This window comes from Agrobacterium sp. 5Ca39 (assembly GCF_055382365.1).
On sequence record NZ_AP026437.1, the window covers coordinates 907,795 to 924,224 of the forward strand.

Below are 16,430 nucleotides of genomic sequence, written 5' to 3' on the forward strand. Positions count from 1 at the left end.
ATCATGAGACGACTTAAATTCTGCCTGATCGCTCTGGCCGCAATCGCTGCCTCGACATTTGCACAGGCCGAACAGAAAGCGATGAAATCCGATGTCACCATCGCTTCTGACCTCAACTACCTGCTTTATACGCCCAAGGATTACGCCGGCTCAAACAAGACCTATCCTCTTGTCGTCTGGCTGCATGGCGGCGATCAGGGCGGCAGCGACGTCGAAAAGCTACGGTCGAGCGGCTTACCGAAAATGATTGAGGAGGGACGTGAGTTTCCCTTCCTGGTGTTTTCACCGCAAAATCCGAGCGAGGAACTACTTTACCCGATCGAGCGTGTTGCAAGCGTTCTTGAGGCGGTGGTGGCCAACCACCGGGTGGATCGGGAACGCATCTATCTGATCGGCTATAGCCGGGGAGGGTTCGGCGCATGGTCCATGGCAGAGCAGTTTCCTCAAACTTTCGCCGCGGTGGTTCCGATTGCCGGCGGCGGCATTCGGCACTACCTCAATCGAACGAACGAGAAGGCGGCTTTCTGGGCCTTTCATGGTGCAAATGACGAGGTCATCCCGCTATCCGATACAGTGGTTCTCGTGCAACGTCTTAAGGAGCTGAAGCGCAATGTTCGGCTCACCGTGCTTGAGGACACGGACCATCAGGCGGTCGAGGGAAAAGTGCTGAACGACGAGGCGATGTGGACTTGGTTGCTTGAGCAGAAGCTTGCGGGCAAAAAAGCACCCTCGGGTCCGTAAATACGGGCAGACCGCTGCTTTTTACAGCTGACATTGCCGTTTCTGCCGCGTTTTGCCATTGCAGCGCAGGCTTGCGATAATCTGCGACCCTTTCAGCGAATGCACTTTATCGCTTGACTCCCTACGCGGAGATGGTGCTAATACGCATTAGCTGCTAATACGTATTAGCACGGAACGAATGCCGGAGGAGGGCATGGCGTGTCCAGTCACAGACGTCTCACGCAGAACGATATCGCCAAGCTTGCCGGCGTCAGCCAGGCAACGGTGTCGCTTGTTCTGAACGGCGCGCCGGCAGCGGTCGCGCGCATCCCGGACGAAACCCGGGAAAGGGTGCAGGCCGTCATTCGCCAGACCGGTTATGTTGCCGATCCGATTGCGCGGCGCATGGCCAAGGGGCTGAACCGGATCCTCGGCGTTTTCACCTATGAGCCAGCATTCCCGAGCGCCCAGGCTGACTTCTTCACGCCCTTCCTGCTGGGCATCGAAGAAGAGGCGCAGCAGCAGGCTTATGATCTTCTGCTGCTGACGAGCGCCGGTGTCGGCGATAACCGCAAGATTTTCTCGGAAGGCAACAGGCTTCGGATTGCGGACGGCTGTCTGGTTCTCGGCCGCGAGTTCGATCGCAAGGAACTCGCCCGGCTGGTTTCGGAAGACTATCCCTTCGTCGCGATCGGCCGGCGTGAAGATGCCGGTGGTCCGGTTCCCTATGTCGGCGGCGACTACGCTGCGGGCACGCGTCAGCTCGTCGAAGACGCCATCGCGCTGGGACACACCAAGCTTGCCTATATCGGCCCGCATGGTCCGGCAGAATCGATTGCCGATCGCTGGCAAGGTTTCAGCGCGGCGCTCGCAGATGCGGCCACGATTGCCCTGCATATCAAGGCGGTCAACCGCCCGGCCGACAAAATACTCGATGCCATCATTGAGAGCGGGGCCACAGCCGCCTTCTTCATAGAATTGGCCGATGCCGTGCGCGTCGAGGCGCTGGCGCGGGCGAGGGGGCTTGTCGTGCCGGACGCATTTTCGATGATCGTGCTTGGCAGCCATATCAGGGCCGCACGCAGTCCCGTGCGTTTCACCTCCTATGAAATTCCGCGCGAGGAGATGGGGCGGCAGGCAACCGCCATGCTGGTCAACCGCATCGAGACCGGCAGCGCCGGTGGGCAGATCCTTCTCAAATGTGAGCCCGTCAAGGGAGAGACGTTGGGGCCGGCCCCGACCGGCTCGGCAAACAAGTCCTCAGTCAACAAAACGGATGTGACGTCGTGAAAGACATGAAAGCAGATATTCTCGTGGTCGGTGGCGGCCTCGGCGGCGTAGCGGCGGCACTGGCGGCCGCACGAGCGGGCAAACGCGTGATCATGACCGAAGAATACGACTGGATCGGCGGCCAATTGACCAGTCAGGCCGTTCCCTCGGACGAGCATACATGGGTTGAACAGTTCGGCATCACCCGGTCCTACCGGGCGCTGCGCAACGGTGTGCGGCAATATTATCGAGACCATTATCCGCTGACGGAAGGCGCGCGCGCGTGGGGCGACCTTAATCCGGGCGGCGGATGGGTGAGCCGCATCTGCGCCGAGCCGCGTGTCAGCCTCGCGGTCATGGAAAGCATGCTGATGCCCTATATTGGCGCGGGTCGCCTGACGATACTCAAGCCCTGGCGTCCCGTCGCGGCCGATGTGGACGGCGACCGGGTTCGCTCCGTGACCGTCCGCCATCGCGACAGCGGCGCTGAAGTCGTCATATCGGCCGATTACGTACTCGACGCCACCGAACTTGGCGATCTGCTGCCGATGACCGGCACGGAATATGCCAAGGGTTTTGAGGCGCAGTCGGACACGGAAGAACCGAGCGCGCCAGAGCACGCTCAACCGGACAATGTGCAGGCTGTCTCAATCTGCTTTGCCATTGACCATGTCGATGGCGACCAGACGATCGACAAGCCTGAGAACTATGACTATTGGCGCTCTTACCAGCCGCATTTCTGGGGTGGTCCGCTCCTCGGCTTCACCGCGCCCCATCCGCGCACGCTGGAGCATACCACCCGCTCCTTCACGCCAAATCCCGATGATAATCCCCTGCTGGTCGATGCCGACCAGCGCAAGGGCGGCGGTGATGAGAATCTCTGGATTTTCCGGCGCATCGCGGCACGGAAAAACTTTGCGCCCGGCTTCTACCAATCGGATATCTGCCTCGTGAATTGGCCGATGATCGATTACATGGATGGCACGATCATCGATGTGACCGAGGAAGAAAAGGCGCGCCACCTCAAGGCGGCGGCAGATCTTTCTTATTCGGTCTTTTACTGGCTGCAGACGGAAGCGCCGCGTCTTGATGGCGGGCAGGGGTTCCGCGGGCTTCGGCTGCGTGGCGATATCACCGGCACCGACCATGGGCTCGCCATGGCGCCCTACATTCGCGAGAGCCGCCGTATCAAGCCGGTGACGCGCATCGTTGAGCAGGATCTTTCCTACACGGTTCGCGGCGAAAGGGGCGCGGTCCGCTATCGCGACAGCATCGGTATCGGCATGTACCGCATCGACCTGCATCCATCCACCGGCGGCGACAACTACATCGACGTGCCATCCTGTCCGTTTGAAATACCGCTCGGTGCGCTGATCCCGCAGCGGGTGAAAAATCTCATCCCGGCCGGCAAGAACATCGGCACGACGCATATTACCAATGGTTGCTACCGCCTGCATCCGGTCGAATGGAACATCGGCGAAGTGGCCGGGATGCTTGCGGCGCACTGCCTGGAAAATGCCCTCACGCCGCATCAGGTGCAGGAAGACGATGACCGCCTGGAAGCCTTCCAGACGCAGCTGACCCGTCAGGGCATCGAAATACGCTGGCCTGATATCGCGGCCTATTAGGACGGCGGTTTGCCGTCTCATCGAACCCATCTTTGGAGGAGGACCGGGAATGAACAATCATTTTAAACTGAAATCCACGGCCTGTGCGCTTGCCCTGATTGGCTCGCTTGCGTTTGCGGGCGGAGCGATTGCGCAGGATGCGGTTAATCTGCGCATGACGATCTGGAGCGCCAACGAGGCGCATCTCAAGCTCTTCAACGAGATCGCAGCCGGTTTCAAGAAGGATCATCCAAATGTCAGCGTGACTTATGAGTCCCTGCCTTTCGATACCTACACGACTGCACTCACCACACAGATCGCGGGCGGCAACGCACCTGACATGGCCTGGATTTTCGAGACGTCGGCTTATGATTTCGTCAAGTCCGGGGCGCTCTACCCGCTGACGGACACACTGAAGGCTGCGCCGGGATACAATCTTGACGAGGTCGGTGCCGGCGCCACGGAACGCTGGTCGCAGGACGGTACGCTTTACGCCTATCCGTTTTCGACTTCGCCCTTCGCCGTCTTCGTCAATAACGATCTTATCAAGGCTGCCGGTGCCAAGACCCCTGCCGACATGATCGCTGCCGGCGAATGGACGTGGGACAACGCCATCGCCACGGCGTCGGCTGTCGCCAAGATCGGAAAGGGCGGGCTTGTCGTCCGCGATTTCAATTACCAGAGCTGGCAATACCTCACCTCCGTCTGGAATGGCTGGGGGGCCTCACCCTGGAGCGCTGACGGCGCCACCTGCACCATGGCGGAAAAGCCGATGGCGGATGCCATTTCGTTCATCCACGACGCCATCTTCGACAAGAAGGCCATCCCCGGCCCCGGCGAGACGGTCGATTTCTTTGCTGGCAATGCGGCGATGACGATTACGCAGATCAGCCGTGCCTCGCTTCTGCCAAAGGAAAAGCCATTTGGCTGGGACCTCGTGCCTCTTCCGAAGGGCCCTGCGGGCGATTATGCGCTGATCGGCCAGGCGGGTATAGGCGTCATGCAATCAGGCAAGAATGCCGAGACCGCGGCGCAATTCGTGGCTTACATGACCAATCCGGAAAATTCCGCCAAACTCAGCCAGTTCTTCCCTTCAGCGCGCAAGTCTTTGCTGAATGCGCAGGTGCTGAAAAAGACGAACCCGCTGCTCAGCGAGGAGCAGATCGAAAAGGTTGTCATCTCCGGCATCTCGACCGGCAAGGTCATGCCCGGCCATACCGGTTTTGCCCAGATCCAGCAGATCGTGCGTTCGAACCTCGACGCCGTCTGGCGGCCGCAGGCCGATGTGGCCGGCGCGCTTCAAAAAATCTGCGGCCAGATCGGGCCGCTCTTGAAGCGCTGAGGAGAAAACCATGGCTGTCGCGCAGGATATTGCCCGTACTCAGGATCGTCCGGCCCCGGCGTTCTGGACCATCGCGCGGCGCGACAGCCTTGCGGGATTCCTGTTCATCGCCCCGCAGCTGATCGGCATCGTCATCTTCGTTCTGATCCCGCTCGGGCTGGTGTTCTGGTATTCGCTGCATGAATGGAATGTGCTCGCCAACACCTTCACCTATACGGGTGCGCAGAACTACCGGATGTTGGTCGAGGACAGCAATCTTCGCGACGTCCTTGGCGCGACGGCGATTTTTTCGGCCGGGCTCGTCGTGTTCAACCTGTCACTGGCGTTGCTTCTGGCCGTGTTGCTCAACCAGAAACTGGCTGGCATCGCGATATTCAGGACGCTGTTCTTCTCGCCGGTCGTCGTCTCGCTGGTTGCCTGGACGATCGTCTGGGGGTTCCTGTTGCAGAAAAATGGCGGCATCAACGGCATGTTGCTGATGGCCGGCATCGAAGGCCCCAACTGGCTGCGCGAGGAAACGACCGCGATGATTTCAGTCGTCGTCGTGCAGGTCTTCAAGAATGTCGGGCTTAACATGATCCTGTTTCTGGCAGCACTTCAGGGTGTGCCGAAAGAACTCTACGAGGCGGCCCGCATCGACGGTGCGCCCGCCTTCAAGCAGTTTCGTCGCATTACCCTGCCGCTGATCAGCCCGACGATCCTGTTAACCTCGATCATTACGATTGTTGGCTCGCTGCAGGTTTTTGCGCAGATCGCAGTTCTGACCCAGGGGGGGCCGGGTCTCTCGACCACGGTGCTGGTCTATTACCTCTATCAGCAGGCCTTCCAGTTTCATTTCTTCGGCTACGGCTCGACGCTGTCCATCCTGCTGTTTGTGATCGTCGCCGTACTGACCTTCGCCCAGTGGCAGATGCGCAAGAGGATCGTCTTTTATGAAAGCTGACCTTTCCCCACGCATGCAGGTCGCTCTTTACGGGTTGTTGTGCGTGCTCCTGATCCCGTTCGTCTTTCCGACCTGGTGGATGGTGACGTCATCGATCAAGCCGATCAGTGATATCTTCGCATTCCCGCCGCAATTCTTCCCGCAAAACCAGGACTGGACGAGCTATTCCAAGGTCTTCGAGTTGCAGCCGTTCGTGCGGCAATACTGGAATTCCGCCTATATTGCCGCTGTGGTGACGGCAGGAACGATGATCATATCGTCCATGGCAGGCTATGCTTTTGCGCGGATCCGGTTTCCGGGCGCAAATCTCATTTTCATGGTCGTGCTGCTTGGCCTGCTCATTCCGTCGGAAGTCACGATCGTGCCGCTGTTTCAGATGTTTCTGAAGGCGGGCATGGTCAACACACACTGGCCGCTCATTCTTGTGCCGATCTTCGGTGCGCCCAGTGTTTTTGCCACTTTCGTCATGCGGCAGTTCTTCGTGACGCTGCCCGCCGAGCTCGAAGAGGCGGCGCGTGTCGATGGTCTCGGGCGCTTCAAGATATTCCGCAAGATCGCGCTGCCGCTGGCAAAACCAGCGCTGGCCTCGGTTGCGATCTTCACCTTCCTGCACTCCTGGAACCTGTTCCTTGAGCCCATCGTCTTTCTCTCCAGCGCAGAGATGTTCACGCTGCCGCAGGCGCTGACCCAATATACCGACGCCTATGGCGGACCGATGTGGAATATCCAGCTTGCCGCAGCGACGCTGACGGCGCTGCCCGTGCTCATCGTCTTCGTGATTGCCCAGAAGCAGTTCGTCGAAGGCCTCGCCCATACCGGCCTCAAGGGCTGAAGAACCGGATTTAATCGATGGCTAACGTAACCCTGTCCGACATCCGCAAAAGCTATGGCGCGGTAAAAACCATTCACGGCGTCGATCTCGATATCAGGGATGGCGAATTTGTCGTCCTCGTCGGACCCTCCGGCTGCGGCAAGTCGACCCTGCTGCGGATGGTCGCCGGTCTCGAAACGATCACGGGTGGTGAACTCAAGATCGGCGAGCGGATCGTCAACGATCTCGATCCCAAGGACCGCGACATCGCCATGGTGTTCCAGTCATACGCTCTTTATCCGCATATGACGGTCGCAACCAATATGGGCTTTTCGCTGGAGCATCGCGGCTCAAGCAAACAGGAAATCGCCGAGAAGGTGAACTGGGCGGCGGAGATCCTTGGTCTTACCGCATTGCTCGACCGTTATCCTCGCCAGCTCTCCGGCGGTCAGCGCCAGCGCGTTGCAATGGGTCGCGCAATCGTTCGCAATCCGCAGGTGTTCCTGTTCGACGAACCCCTCTCAAACCTTGATGCCAAACTGCGCGTCGTGATGCGTGGCGAGATCAAGGCTTTGCATCAGAAACTCAGGACCACCACCATCTATGTGACGCATGACCAGGTGGAGGCGATGACGATGGCTGACAGGGTCGTCGTGCTGAACGGCGGCCGTGTCGAGCAGGTCGGCACGCCGCTCGAACTTTACGACCGTCCGGCAAACCAGTTCGTTGCCGGCTTCATAGGCTCACCTTCCATGAATTTTCTGCCCGGCGTGATATCGAAAGCCGGTTTTGAAACCGGCGGTGTGGTCTTGCCATTGCCGGCCGCTGCCGCCGCTCTTGCGCGAAAAGGGGCGACTTATGGCATCCGGCCCGAGCACCTCGCCGTTGATCCCTCGGGCGTACCGGCCGAGATCCTGCTCGTCGAACCGCTGGGATCGGAAACGCAGGTCACCATGACACTGGGTGGTTCGCGGGTGCTCGGCGTTTTTCGCGAACGCATAGTCCAGGCAGTCGGCGAGGAGATAAGGATATCCCCGTCTTTGGACGGCATTCATCTGTTTTCGGACGAGAACGGCAATCGGCTGAACTGAGCCCCGGCGCGCGTCCAGAAAGGTCCGGCCGCGCTTCAGCCATCTCCGCGACCGATCATCTCAAAGAAAGCTGCTTTCGAACAGCTCGCCTGAATAGGCGGCATGGGTAACGCCTGCTTCAAGGTCGGCCTTGGTCAGCTCATCCACAAAAACGCCGCTCTGCATCACCAGCACGCGATCGCACATATGGGCGATGACAGCCAGATCATGGCTGACGAGAACAAAGGTCAGATCGCGTTCTTCGCGCTGGTCGGCAAGAAGGTTGAGGATTTCAGCCTGGATGGAAACGTCGAGCGCGGATGTCGGTTCATCGAGCAGCAGGATCGGTGGTTCGAGGATCAGCGCGCGGGCGATTGCCACGCGCTGGCGCTGACCGCCGGAAAGTTCATGCGGGAACCGCTCGGCAAAATGCGCAGGCAGGCCAACCTGTTGCAGGGCGGCAGGAACCTTCGACCAGCCGCCGCCAAGCCCCATGGCGCGGATGGGCTCGGCCAGAGCCCGACCGATGCGGTGGCGAGGATGCAGCGAACCGTAGGGATCCTGAAACACCATCTGGGCCAGTTTCAGTTCGTCGCGGCTGCGGGTCTTGCCGACCGGTTTTCCATTAAAGCTTATCGAGCCGGTCCAGCCACCCTCCAGACCTGCCAGCGAGCGCAGCAAGGTCGATTTGCCGCAGCCGCTTTCGCCGACAATTCCGAGGGTTTCGCCTTTGTTGACCGTAAGGCTGACGCCGCGTACGACGTGGTTACGTTTTTCCTTGGCGCCGTAGACGACGTCGAGCTTGTCTACCGTGATCATCGCATCCCCTCCGCATCGATTGCCTGGCGATCCAACACCTTGAGACGCCTGACCGGATTGCGGGGATCGGGCATGGCCGCGATCAGGCCGCGCGTATAGGGATGCTGCGCATCTTCAAGCTTCGTCAGCGTTTCCACCACGCGCCCGCCATACATGACCAGTACGCGTTCGCAGAAGGCCGACACCATGCGGATGTCGTGGCTGATGAGGATCAGGCCGGAATTGTTCTCGCGCACCATCTCGTCCAGAAGCAGAAGTACATCCTTGCGCACGCTGACATCGAGGGCCGAGGTCGGTTCGTCGGCGATGACAAGCTTCGGCTTGGCGAGCAGCATCATGGCGATCATCACCCGTTGCCCCATGCCACCCGATATCTGGTGTGGATAAAGCGCCATGACGCGGTCGGGATCGTTGATACGTACGCGCAGCAGCATGTCGCGCGCAGCAGCCCTTGCCGCCTGGCCGGTAAGCGCCAGATGCAGTTCGGCGGCTTCCGCCACCTGTTTGCCGATGGGCAGCACCGGGTTCAGCGAATAACGCGGGTCCTGCATGATCAGCGCCATCTCGCTTCCGCGGATCGCGCCCATCTGCCGTTCGGTTTTTGTGAGCAGCGCTTCGCCGAGAAAATCCATTTTCTCCGCCGTCACTGTCGCGCTCTTTGGCAAAAGGCGCATGGCGGCCCGGCCGGTGGTGGATTTGCCGGAACCGGACTCACCGACAATACCGACCCTTTCGCGGCCGACGTCGAAATTGACGTTGGAAACGGCGGAAATGGCATTGCGCCCAAAACGGACATTGAGGTCGCGTACCGAGAGTATGGGAGTGCTGTCAGGAACGGGCATGACGCGGATCCAGAAGGTCGCGCAGCGTATCGCCGGCGATGTTGAAGGCAAGGCTCGTCAGCAGGATGGCGATGCCGGGCATGACGGCGACCCACCAGTAATCGAGCATGAATTTGCGGCCGCTGGAGATCATCGCACCCCATTCAGGCAGCGGCGGCTGCGCCCCAAGGCCGAGAAAGCCGAGCGAAGCAGCCGTCAGGATGATGCCCGCCATGTTCAGCGTGAGGCGAACGATGACCGAAGGGATGCACATCGGCGCGATATAGAGAAACAGGATGCGCAGCGGCGAGGCACCGTAGAGGCGGGCGGCGGCCACATAATCGGTGTTTCGCACCACCAGTGCTTCCGCGCGGGCGAGACGCGCAATCGGTGGCCACGCCGTCAGCGAGATCGCGATGATCGCTGTTCCGAGACCGGCTCCCATCGCTGCCGCAAAGGCAAGTGCGAGCACGAGCGAGGGGAAGGAGAGGACGATATCGGTCGCACGCATTAAAATGGCATCGGTGCGCCCGCCGAAGAAACCCGCCATGACGCCAATCGCAAGGCCGATCGGACCAACGATGACCGAGACCGACAGGACGGTCTGGATGGTGATGCGAGTGCCGTAGACGAGCCGGCTGAAAATATCGCGGCCAAATTCGTCGGTTCCGGCCAGATGCGCCCAGCTTGGCGGCTGAAGCGCGTTTTCGAGCGCTTGGCGGGCAGGATCGTAAGGCGCAATGAGCGGAGCGAAAATGGCGACCAGAACCAGGACCGCCAGAATGGCGAAGCCGAACATCCCAAGTGGCTCGTCTGCGAGTTTCCTAAGTGTCCGCACAGTTGTGGTCGACAGGCGCGACAGGACGCCGGGGCGATCGACGGTATTGTTTTGCGCGATATCGGTCATCGTGCGGCCTCCCGTGTACGGGGATCAAGCGTGGTGTAGGCCAGATCGGCGAGGAAGTTGAGCAACATGAATATGAAGCCGATGACGATCGTGGCGGCGAGGATCGCATTCATGTCGCCGATGAGCAGCGCATTGGTCATATATTGGCCGATGCCCGGCCAGGAAAAGACGATCTCGGTCACCACGGCGCCTTCCAGCAGATTGCCGTAGGAAATTGCCAGTACAGTTATGAGCTGCACGGCGATGTTGGGCAGTACATGGCGGGTTATGGTGCGTGCGGGACTGACACCTTTGGCCCGCGCCGCGATGACGTAGTCCTGGCTCAGCTGTTCGAGGGTGAAGGCCCTCGTCATACGGGTGATATAGGCCATGGCCATATAGGCAAGGATTACGGCCGGCAGGATGATGTGTCCGAGCGCGTTCCAGAAGATTTCCGTCTCGCCCGCAAGCAGGCTGTCGACCAGCATCAGGCCGGTTCTGGGTTCCACAAGACCCTCGTAGAACACGTCCACCCGGCCAGGCCCTCCGACCAGATTGAGACTGGCATAAAAAATGACGAGTCCGACAATGCCGAACCAGAAGACAGGTATCGAATGTCCAACCAGCGCAAAGACACGCGCGAACTTGTCGATGAACGTATCGCGAAACAGGGCTGCGGCAAGACCGAGGGGAACGCCGATGATCGTCGAGATGATGATCGCCAGGGTCGCGAGTTCGAAGGTTGCGGGGAAGGCCTGCGCCAGATCGCGCGTCACGGGATTGCCCGTCAGGATCGCGATACCGAAATCCCCATGCAGCAGACCACGCAAGTAAATGAAGAACTGCTGATAAAGTGGCAGATCAAGGCCAAGCCGCGCCCTCATGGCCTCGTAGGCTTTTGGATCGGCAAGCTCGCCGACGATTGCTCCGACCGGATCGGTCGGCATCACACGGCCTATGATGAAGGTGATGCAGAGCAGGATGAAGAGGCTGACGATCAGTTGCAGAAAACGATGTCCAAGCCCGCGCAGTGAAATCTCCGTCATTGCTGGCCGCACTTCCTTGAGAGAAATCCGTGGGCGGCCGGCCCTTTGCCCGCTGCTCGCCGCAGACGCGCAATTCTCTTTTGTAAAAACTCTTGATGGTACTTCATCCCAACCCCTCCCTGAGTTAACATGAAAACATATGACGTGCCGCCACGTCATCATATGAGTAACGAAGGGATTCGTATTCTGCAAGAGGGAAGACTGGCATGATTGGCGACAAAGCGAGGCCGCGGGAGAGGCGGGCGCAACAGATCATCGATAATCTCAGCGCAGAAATTCGCAGTGGAAAACTGAAAAATGGCGACCAGCTTCCCACGGAGCCGCAATTGGAACGCGCTTATGGCGTGAGCCGGACGGTGGTCCGCGAAGCGATTGCCGATTTGCGTTCTGCCGGTTACGTCGTCCCTATCCAGGGCAAGGGGGTTTTTGTCAGTAGCGACAGTGAATGGGCCGGCGTGAAACTGACGCAGTCTGAAGTTGGCACCATTGCCGAGACGCTGGAAATGCTGGAGTTCCGCCTGGCAACGGAAGGGGAGGCGGCGGCGATCGCAGCCTATCGCCGGACGGCCCAGCAGGAAGCGGCAATCTCGGCGGCGCACCGGAAAATGGCCCGTGCCATCGACGCGGGCGAATCGACTGTCGATGCGGATTACGAATTCCATTCGGCCATCGCGACCGCAACCAATAACCGCTTCTATCTGGAGGCATTGCGCCAGTTCGGTTCACGTTCGATACCGCGTGGGCAGTTCCCAACGCTGCCTGAAACCGGCGACGCGAATTATCTTCGCAAAGTGCAGGCCGAACACGAGGCAATCCTGCGCGCCATCGTCGAGCAGGATCCCGATGCGGCCCGAAAAGCCATGCGTGAACACATGCTGGCAAGCCAGCGGCGATACAGGCTGCTCTCGGAGGCGCAATAGCATCTCGACACTCATCTTATTTCATGCGATGTCATATGATGACTTGCATGGAGAGAGGAGAGAATCGATGTATGTCGGCACCCAGGTTGCTGCGCGCGATGACGAGGATTACAAGGTCTGGGCGCAGCTCGGCGTCAAAAACATCAGCGCGGATCCGCCCGGAGCACCCGCGAGCTGGACTTTCGAGGATTTCGAGCGCCACCGTGACAAGGTCGAAAGCTTTGGGCTTGTCCTTGATATGGTGCAACTGCCGTTGCCGTCCCGGCCCATCGAGCAGGCGTCATATCCCGATATCCTGCTTGCCGGCCCGGATCGCGACCGGCAGATCGATGCCGTCTGCACGATGATCGAAAACATCGCGAGGGCTGGAATTCCTGCCGCGAAATACAATCTCAACCTCATTGGTATTCCGCGCACGGAGATGGAGCGCGGCCGTGGCGGTTCGCTCAACGAGGCATGGCGCTGGGACAAGGCGGACCACGATGCCGCACCTGGCCTCGCCGGCGTTCTGTCCGAAGACGAGAACTGGGAACGCATCGACTACTTCCTCGAACGCGTCGTGCCGGTTGCTGAAAGCAACAGGGTGCGTCTCGCCTGCCACCCCCATGATCCCTATACACCGCCAGGCTACAGGGGCGTCACCCGTGTGCTCGGAACAGTCGATGGGCTGAAGAAGTTCGTGCAGATGCGCGAGAGCCCCTATCACGGCCTGAATTTCTGCCAGGGGTCAATCGGCGAGATGCTTGATGATCCGCGCGAGGAGATCGACGACATCATCCGCTGGTTCGGCAGCCGCGACAAGATTTTCAACGTCCACTTCCGCAACATCAGCGGCGGGAAATTGTCCTTCATGGAGACTTTTCCCGATGAGGGGGACATGGACATGGTGCGCTCGCTGAAACTCTATCACGAACTCGGTTATCGCTACATGATCATGCCGGACCATGTGCCGACGATTGCCGGACGCGATCCCGTCGGCGTCGCTTTCGCCTTCTGCTACGGCTACATCGCAGCCTTGATCGAAGCACTTGATAACAAACATCTTTGACCGGTTTGGCCCGCGACGCCCCGCTGCGTCGCGGTTTTTCCCGAACATCAATTACCGATCTGTAGGAGGAGCAGGTATGAAAAAAACATTGATCCGTCTCGCATTCACCACCGTTCTTGGCGCTATGCTCGTGCAGGGATCGCCCGTCGCGGCCAAAACCCCCAACGACCAGCTGGTTATCGGCACGTCGCTGGCCCAGGTGCTGTCACTCGACCCCCATCAGGCCACCGAGGCAAAAGCCAACGAAATCATGGCCAATCTTTATGATCGCCTGATCTCGGTGGATGGTTCCGGCAAGGTTTCGCCGCAGCTCGCCGAGCGCTGGGAAACGGATGAGAAAGGCATCACCTTTCATCTTCGCGAGGCGAATTTCGCCTCCGGTAACCCGGTGACCTCGGCCGATGTGGTTTATTCGCTCAGCCGCCTTCTGAAGATGAACCAGGCGGCCGCAGCGAACCTCAAGCGCGTGGGCTACAATGCCGACAACATCGACAAGCTGGTAAGTGCTCCGGATGAAAAAACGGTTCGCGTCGATCTTTCGGGTGAAACGACTTCGGAATTGCTGCTCTATCGCCTCGCCATGGTCATTGCCAGCGTGGTCGACAGCAAGGAGCTGAAGTCCCACGAGGTCAATGATGACTGGGGGAATGCATGGCTGAGAACAAATTCGGCCGGCTCCGGCCCGTTCACCCTCAACCGCTGGTCGCCGAATGAGATCATCATTCTGGAGGCGAATAAGGACTATGTGGCCGGCAGCCCCAAAATGCGCCGCGTCATCGTGCGGCATGTGCCGGAAAGCCAGGTTGAGCGTCTGATGCTGGAGCGCGGCGATATCGACATCGCCAGCGCGCTGACGGCTGCGGATCTCGCGACCTTCAACAACAAGGACGGTTTCCAGATTCAGCGTGTGCCGACGGGCGGTTTTTACGTCCTGTCCATGAATGCCGGCAAGGAGCCCCTGTCCAACCCCAAGGTCCGCGAAGCGATCGCCTACGGCATCGACTACAAGGGCATGGAAAAAACCATCATGGGTCCCTACGGCCGGGCGCGCACGGTGCCCGTGCCGGAAAACTTCGAATATGCCATTCCGAGCCCGGATTGGAAGCTCGACGTGGAGAAGGGAAAAGCGCTCCTCAAGGAGGCCGGCTACGAGAACGGTTTCACGCTCAATCTGAAGACGATCGCGCAGACGCCGCGCATCGACCTCGCCACTGCCATTCAGGCCACGCTCAGCCAGATTGGTATCAAGGTCAATATCCAGCAGGGTAACGGCTCGGACGTGATTGCCGCGCACCGCGCGCGGGATTTTGATCTGCTCATTCCGCAGACCGGAGCCTACATGCCGAATGTTCTGGGCTCGATGGAACAGTTCTCCAGCAACCCGGACAACTCGCTTGCCGCCAACAACGCCGGCAATTTCGTCTGGCGCTCGGCCTGGGATATTCCGGAACTGACCGCGCTCACGGCAAAGGCGTCGCTCGAGCCTGATGCCAAGAAGCGCGGGGAAATCTACACCCAGATGCAGGAAATGTTCGTCGCGCAGAAGCCGGCGGTGCTGCCGATGTTCGAGAGATTCGAGCCGATCGTGCTGAATGCACGCGTCAAGGATTATGTGGGCCACCCCAGCCAGACGACCCGGCTTGAAAAGGTCACGAAGGACTGACGGCAAAGCATAATTTGCGAAACAGGTGACGGGCGGTTTTACCGCCCGTTTTTATGCGTGACTGGGCCCATGCGCCAGAGTCTTCTCCCGCACATTGACCAGGAATACAGCGCCTATACGGGAAATAGTCGCGCACCATCCCGTAATTTCAGGGGGTTTTCTCAACGACTTCATCGGTTTAGACCGTGCGGCAACTTTTCCTTCCGTCGGGCGAGAGTCGCGAACTCCGCTCACCTACCTCCCGAAGAATGCGTTGACGACTATGAACCTTGCACAGATAAAACTTCCGTCTCGGCCACTCAGCCTCAAACGTGGCGTCATTTCGGTGCCGGCAGCCTATTATTTCTCCGTTCCCGTGCTTCTCGTAATCACGATTGTCATGCTGGTAGCCGAAGGCCCGGGTGTCGTGCGTGACTACAAGATCAGCCAGGATCCGCTGGAGATTGAAAACGGCGATATCAGCGGCAGCTGCAAGACACGCAAGGCGATCTTCACGACCTGCAAGGCCGATCTTTCCTACGACCATGCGGGCGTGAGCTACAAGAAGGATGTCGAGGTCATGTTCGTCGATCTCCATTCCGGCGATTACGAAACCGGGCTGGTCATCTCCGCGAAGAACCCGGAACTCGCAACGATTTCGCTGGGTCTGGACATGCTCTGGAACCGCATCATCACACTCGGCGTGTTCGTCTTTCTGCTTGGTTTCGGCAGTCTCGCCATGCTGTTCACACTTCTTCGCATGCTGCGGGTCCGCCTGCAGCTACGCAAGCCGGCGCCCTTGACCGTTATTCCGGTGGCGCTGACGGCCGTTGCCGAAAAACGCAGCCGTCTTTTCGTGACCTATGCCGATACGGTCAGAGACGATAAAACCAAGCGGCAATCCTTCACGCATCTGGAACGGGGCCGCATTCCCGTTGTCATCGGCAATACCGGCAAACAGGATGTGGCGCTTGCAGTCCTGCATGGTAACGGCGCCTTGCCTGTTCTGCTTGACGATCAGCTGGAGCGGATCGACCTGACGGAACAGGAGCGAGCGGAAGCTCTCGCATCGCTCGCCCCGATGGTCGCGCATGAGACACAGGAGGCTGCCGCCGCCCAGGCCGCGTCGATGAACAAGGGGCCCGGTCTCCTGCGCAGGCTCGGGACTTTCGTCGCCATCCTCGCCGTCATCATCGTGGCGGTGATGGGCTACTGGCTGTGGTATGTCACAAGCGCTCCGTCGCAATTCAATTCCCCCGGCATGGACATCAACAACATGCTGCCGGCGGCACTCAACGAGTGGGGCTGCGCCCGCCTGCAAGAACGCTTCTCTGACGGCCGGGCTCCGTTTGGCTGCGCCGCCGCGGATTATCAAAGCTGGAAATAAAGGGTTTTCCTTTGTGCAGTCGGGTCGGTTTGCCAAAAGCGTTACAGCCTGGCACACCGGCCCGGACTCTACTCAGGATTCTTGTTGAGTAGAGGCAGA

General features: G+C 59.5%; 15 protein-coding genes. 11 read left to right on the forward strand and 4 right to left on the reverse strand.

From position 1 onward, the window contains the following. The first annotated feature begins 3 nt into the window (after window positions 1–3). The 7 genes from ACZ47E_RS17840 (at window position 4) to ACZ47E_RS17870 (ending at window position 7,783) form a co-directional block, all read left to right on the forward strand. Window positions 4–741 carry a carboxylesterase family protein gene (locus ACZ47E_RS17840; RefSeq protein ID WP_045533890.1) on the forward strand — a complete coding sequence of 246 codons (738 nt, stop codon included), beginning with the start codon at window positions 4–6 and terminating at the stop codon, window positions 739–741. A 198-nt stretch (window positions 742–939) separates the two neighbouring features. Further along, the gene (locus tag ACZ47E_RS17845; protein ID WP_112767009.1) at window positions 940–2,010 is read left to right on the forward strand and encodes a LacI family DNA-binding transcriptional regulator; all 1,071 of its coding nucleotides are present in this window, start codon (window positions 940–942) and stop codon (window positions 2,008–2,010) included. Window positions 2,011–2,015: 5 nt separating this feature from the next. Then, window positions 2,016–3,617, forward strand: coding sequence for an FAD-dependent oxidoreductase (locus tag ACZ47E_RS17850; protein WP_112767010.1), 1,602 nt, complete (start codon window positions 2,016–2,018; stop codon window positions 3,615–3,617). A gap of 49 nt (window positions 3,618–3,666) precedes the next feature. Then, window positions 3,667–4,938: an ABC transporter substrate-binding protein gene (locus ACZ47E_RS17855; protein WP_112767011.1), complete on the forward strand. Its 1,272-nt coding sequence runs from the start codon at window positions 3,667–3,669 to the stop codon at window positions 4,936–4,938. Between the two features lie 10 nt (window positions 4,939–4,948). After that, window positions 4,949–5,881 carry a carbohydrate ABC transporter permease gene (locus tag ACZ47E_RS17860; RefSeq protein ID WP_064264112.1) on the forward strand — a complete coding sequence of 311 codons (933 nt, stop codon included), beginning with the start codon at window positions 4,949–4,951 and terminating at the stop codon, window positions 5,879–5,881. Continuing rightward, complete coding sequence (locus tag ACZ47E_RS17865; protein WP_064264113.1) at window positions 5,871–6,713, forward strand: carbohydrate ABC transporter permease; 843 nt, start codon at window positions 5,871–5,873, stop codon at window positions 6,711–6,713. The genes ACZ47E_RS17860 and ACZ47E_RS17865 overlap by 11 nt, the downstream gene beginning before the upstream one ends. A gap of 17 nt (window positions 6,714–6,730) precedes the next feature. Then, window positions 6,731–7,783: an ABC transporter ATP-binding protein gene (locus ACZ47E_RS17870; protein WP_112767012.1), complete on the forward strand. Its 1,053-nt coding sequence runs from the start codon at window positions 6,731–6,733 to the stop codon at window positions 7,781–7,783. Window positions 7,784–7,843: 60 nt separating this feature from the next. Here ACZ47E_RS17870 and ACZ47E_RS17875 read toward each other — a convergent pair whose 3' ends face one another. Genes ACZ47E_RS17875 through ACZ47E_RS17890 form a run of 4 tightly spaced genes read right to left on the reverse strand, consistent with a single transcriptional unit; the run spans window position 7,844 to window position 11,334 of the window. Further along, window positions 7,844–8,581, reverse strand: a complete 738-nt coding sequence (locus ACZ47E_RS17875) for an ABC transporter ATP-binding protein (RefSeq protein ID WP_112767013.1) — start codon at window positions 8,579–8,581, stop codon at window positions 7,844–7,846. Then, a complete protein-coding gene (locus ACZ47E_RS17880) occupies window positions 8,578–9,423 on the reverse strand; it encodes an ABC transporter ATP-binding protein (protein ID WP_112767014.1) in 846 nt (281 codons plus the stop codon). The genes ACZ47E_RS17875 and ACZ47E_RS17880 overlap by 4 nt, the downstream gene beginning before the upstream one ends. Then, window positions 9,410–10,309 (reverse strand): ABC transporter permease, encoded by a 900-nt coding sequence (locus ACZ47E_RS17885; RefSeq protein ID WP_034497999.1) that lies wholly within the window; start codon window positions 10,307–10,309, stop codon window positions 9,410–9,412. Before ACZ47E_RS17885 ends, ACZ47E_RS17880 begins: the two co-directional genes overlap by 14 nt. After that, complete coding sequence (locus ACZ47E_RS17890; protein ID WP_022563795.1) at window positions 10,306–11,334, reverse strand: ABC transporter permease; 1,029 nt, start codon at window positions 11,332–11,334, stop codon at window positions 10,306–10,308. Before ACZ47E_RS17890 ends, ACZ47E_RS17885 begins: the two co-directional genes overlap by 4 nt. A gap of 206 nt (window positions 11,335–11,540) precedes the next feature. On the opposite strand from ACZ47E_RS17890, the gene ACZ47E_RS17895 reads away from it, so the two are divergent. The 4 genes from ACZ47E_RS17895 (at window position 11,541) to ACZ47E_RS17910 (ending at window position 16,331) form a co-directional block, all read left to right on the forward strand. Next, window positions 11,541–12,254 carry a FadR/GntR family transcriptional regulator gene (locus ACZ47E_RS17895; protein WP_004444769.1) on the forward strand — a complete coding sequence of 238 codons (714 nt, stop codon included), beginning with the start codon at window positions 11,541–11,543 and terminating at the stop codon, window positions 12,252–12,254. Between the two features lie 67 nt (window positions 12,255–12,321). Further along, window positions 12,322–13,302 (forward strand): mannonate dehydratase, encoded by a 981-nt coding sequence (locus ACZ47E_RS17900; RefSeq protein ID WP_022563796.1) that lies wholly within the window; start codon window positions 12,322–12,324, stop codon window positions 13,300–13,302. Between the two features lie 124 nt (window positions 13,303–13,426). After that, the gene (locus ACZ47E_RS17905) at window positions 13,427–14,965 is read left to right on the forward strand and encodes an ABC transporter substrate-binding protein (RefSeq protein ID WP_223216048.1); all 1,539 of its coding nucleotides are present in this window, start codon (window positions 13,427–13,429) and stop codon (window positions 14,963–14,965) included. 262 nt (window positions 14,966–15,227) lie between these two features. Next, a complete protein-coding gene (locus tag ACZ47E_RS17910; RefSeq protein WP_112767015.1) occupies window positions 15,228–16,331 on the forward strand; it encodes a hypothetical protein in 1,104 nt (367 codons plus the stop codon). Window positions 16,332–16,430 lie beyond the last annotated feature (99 nt).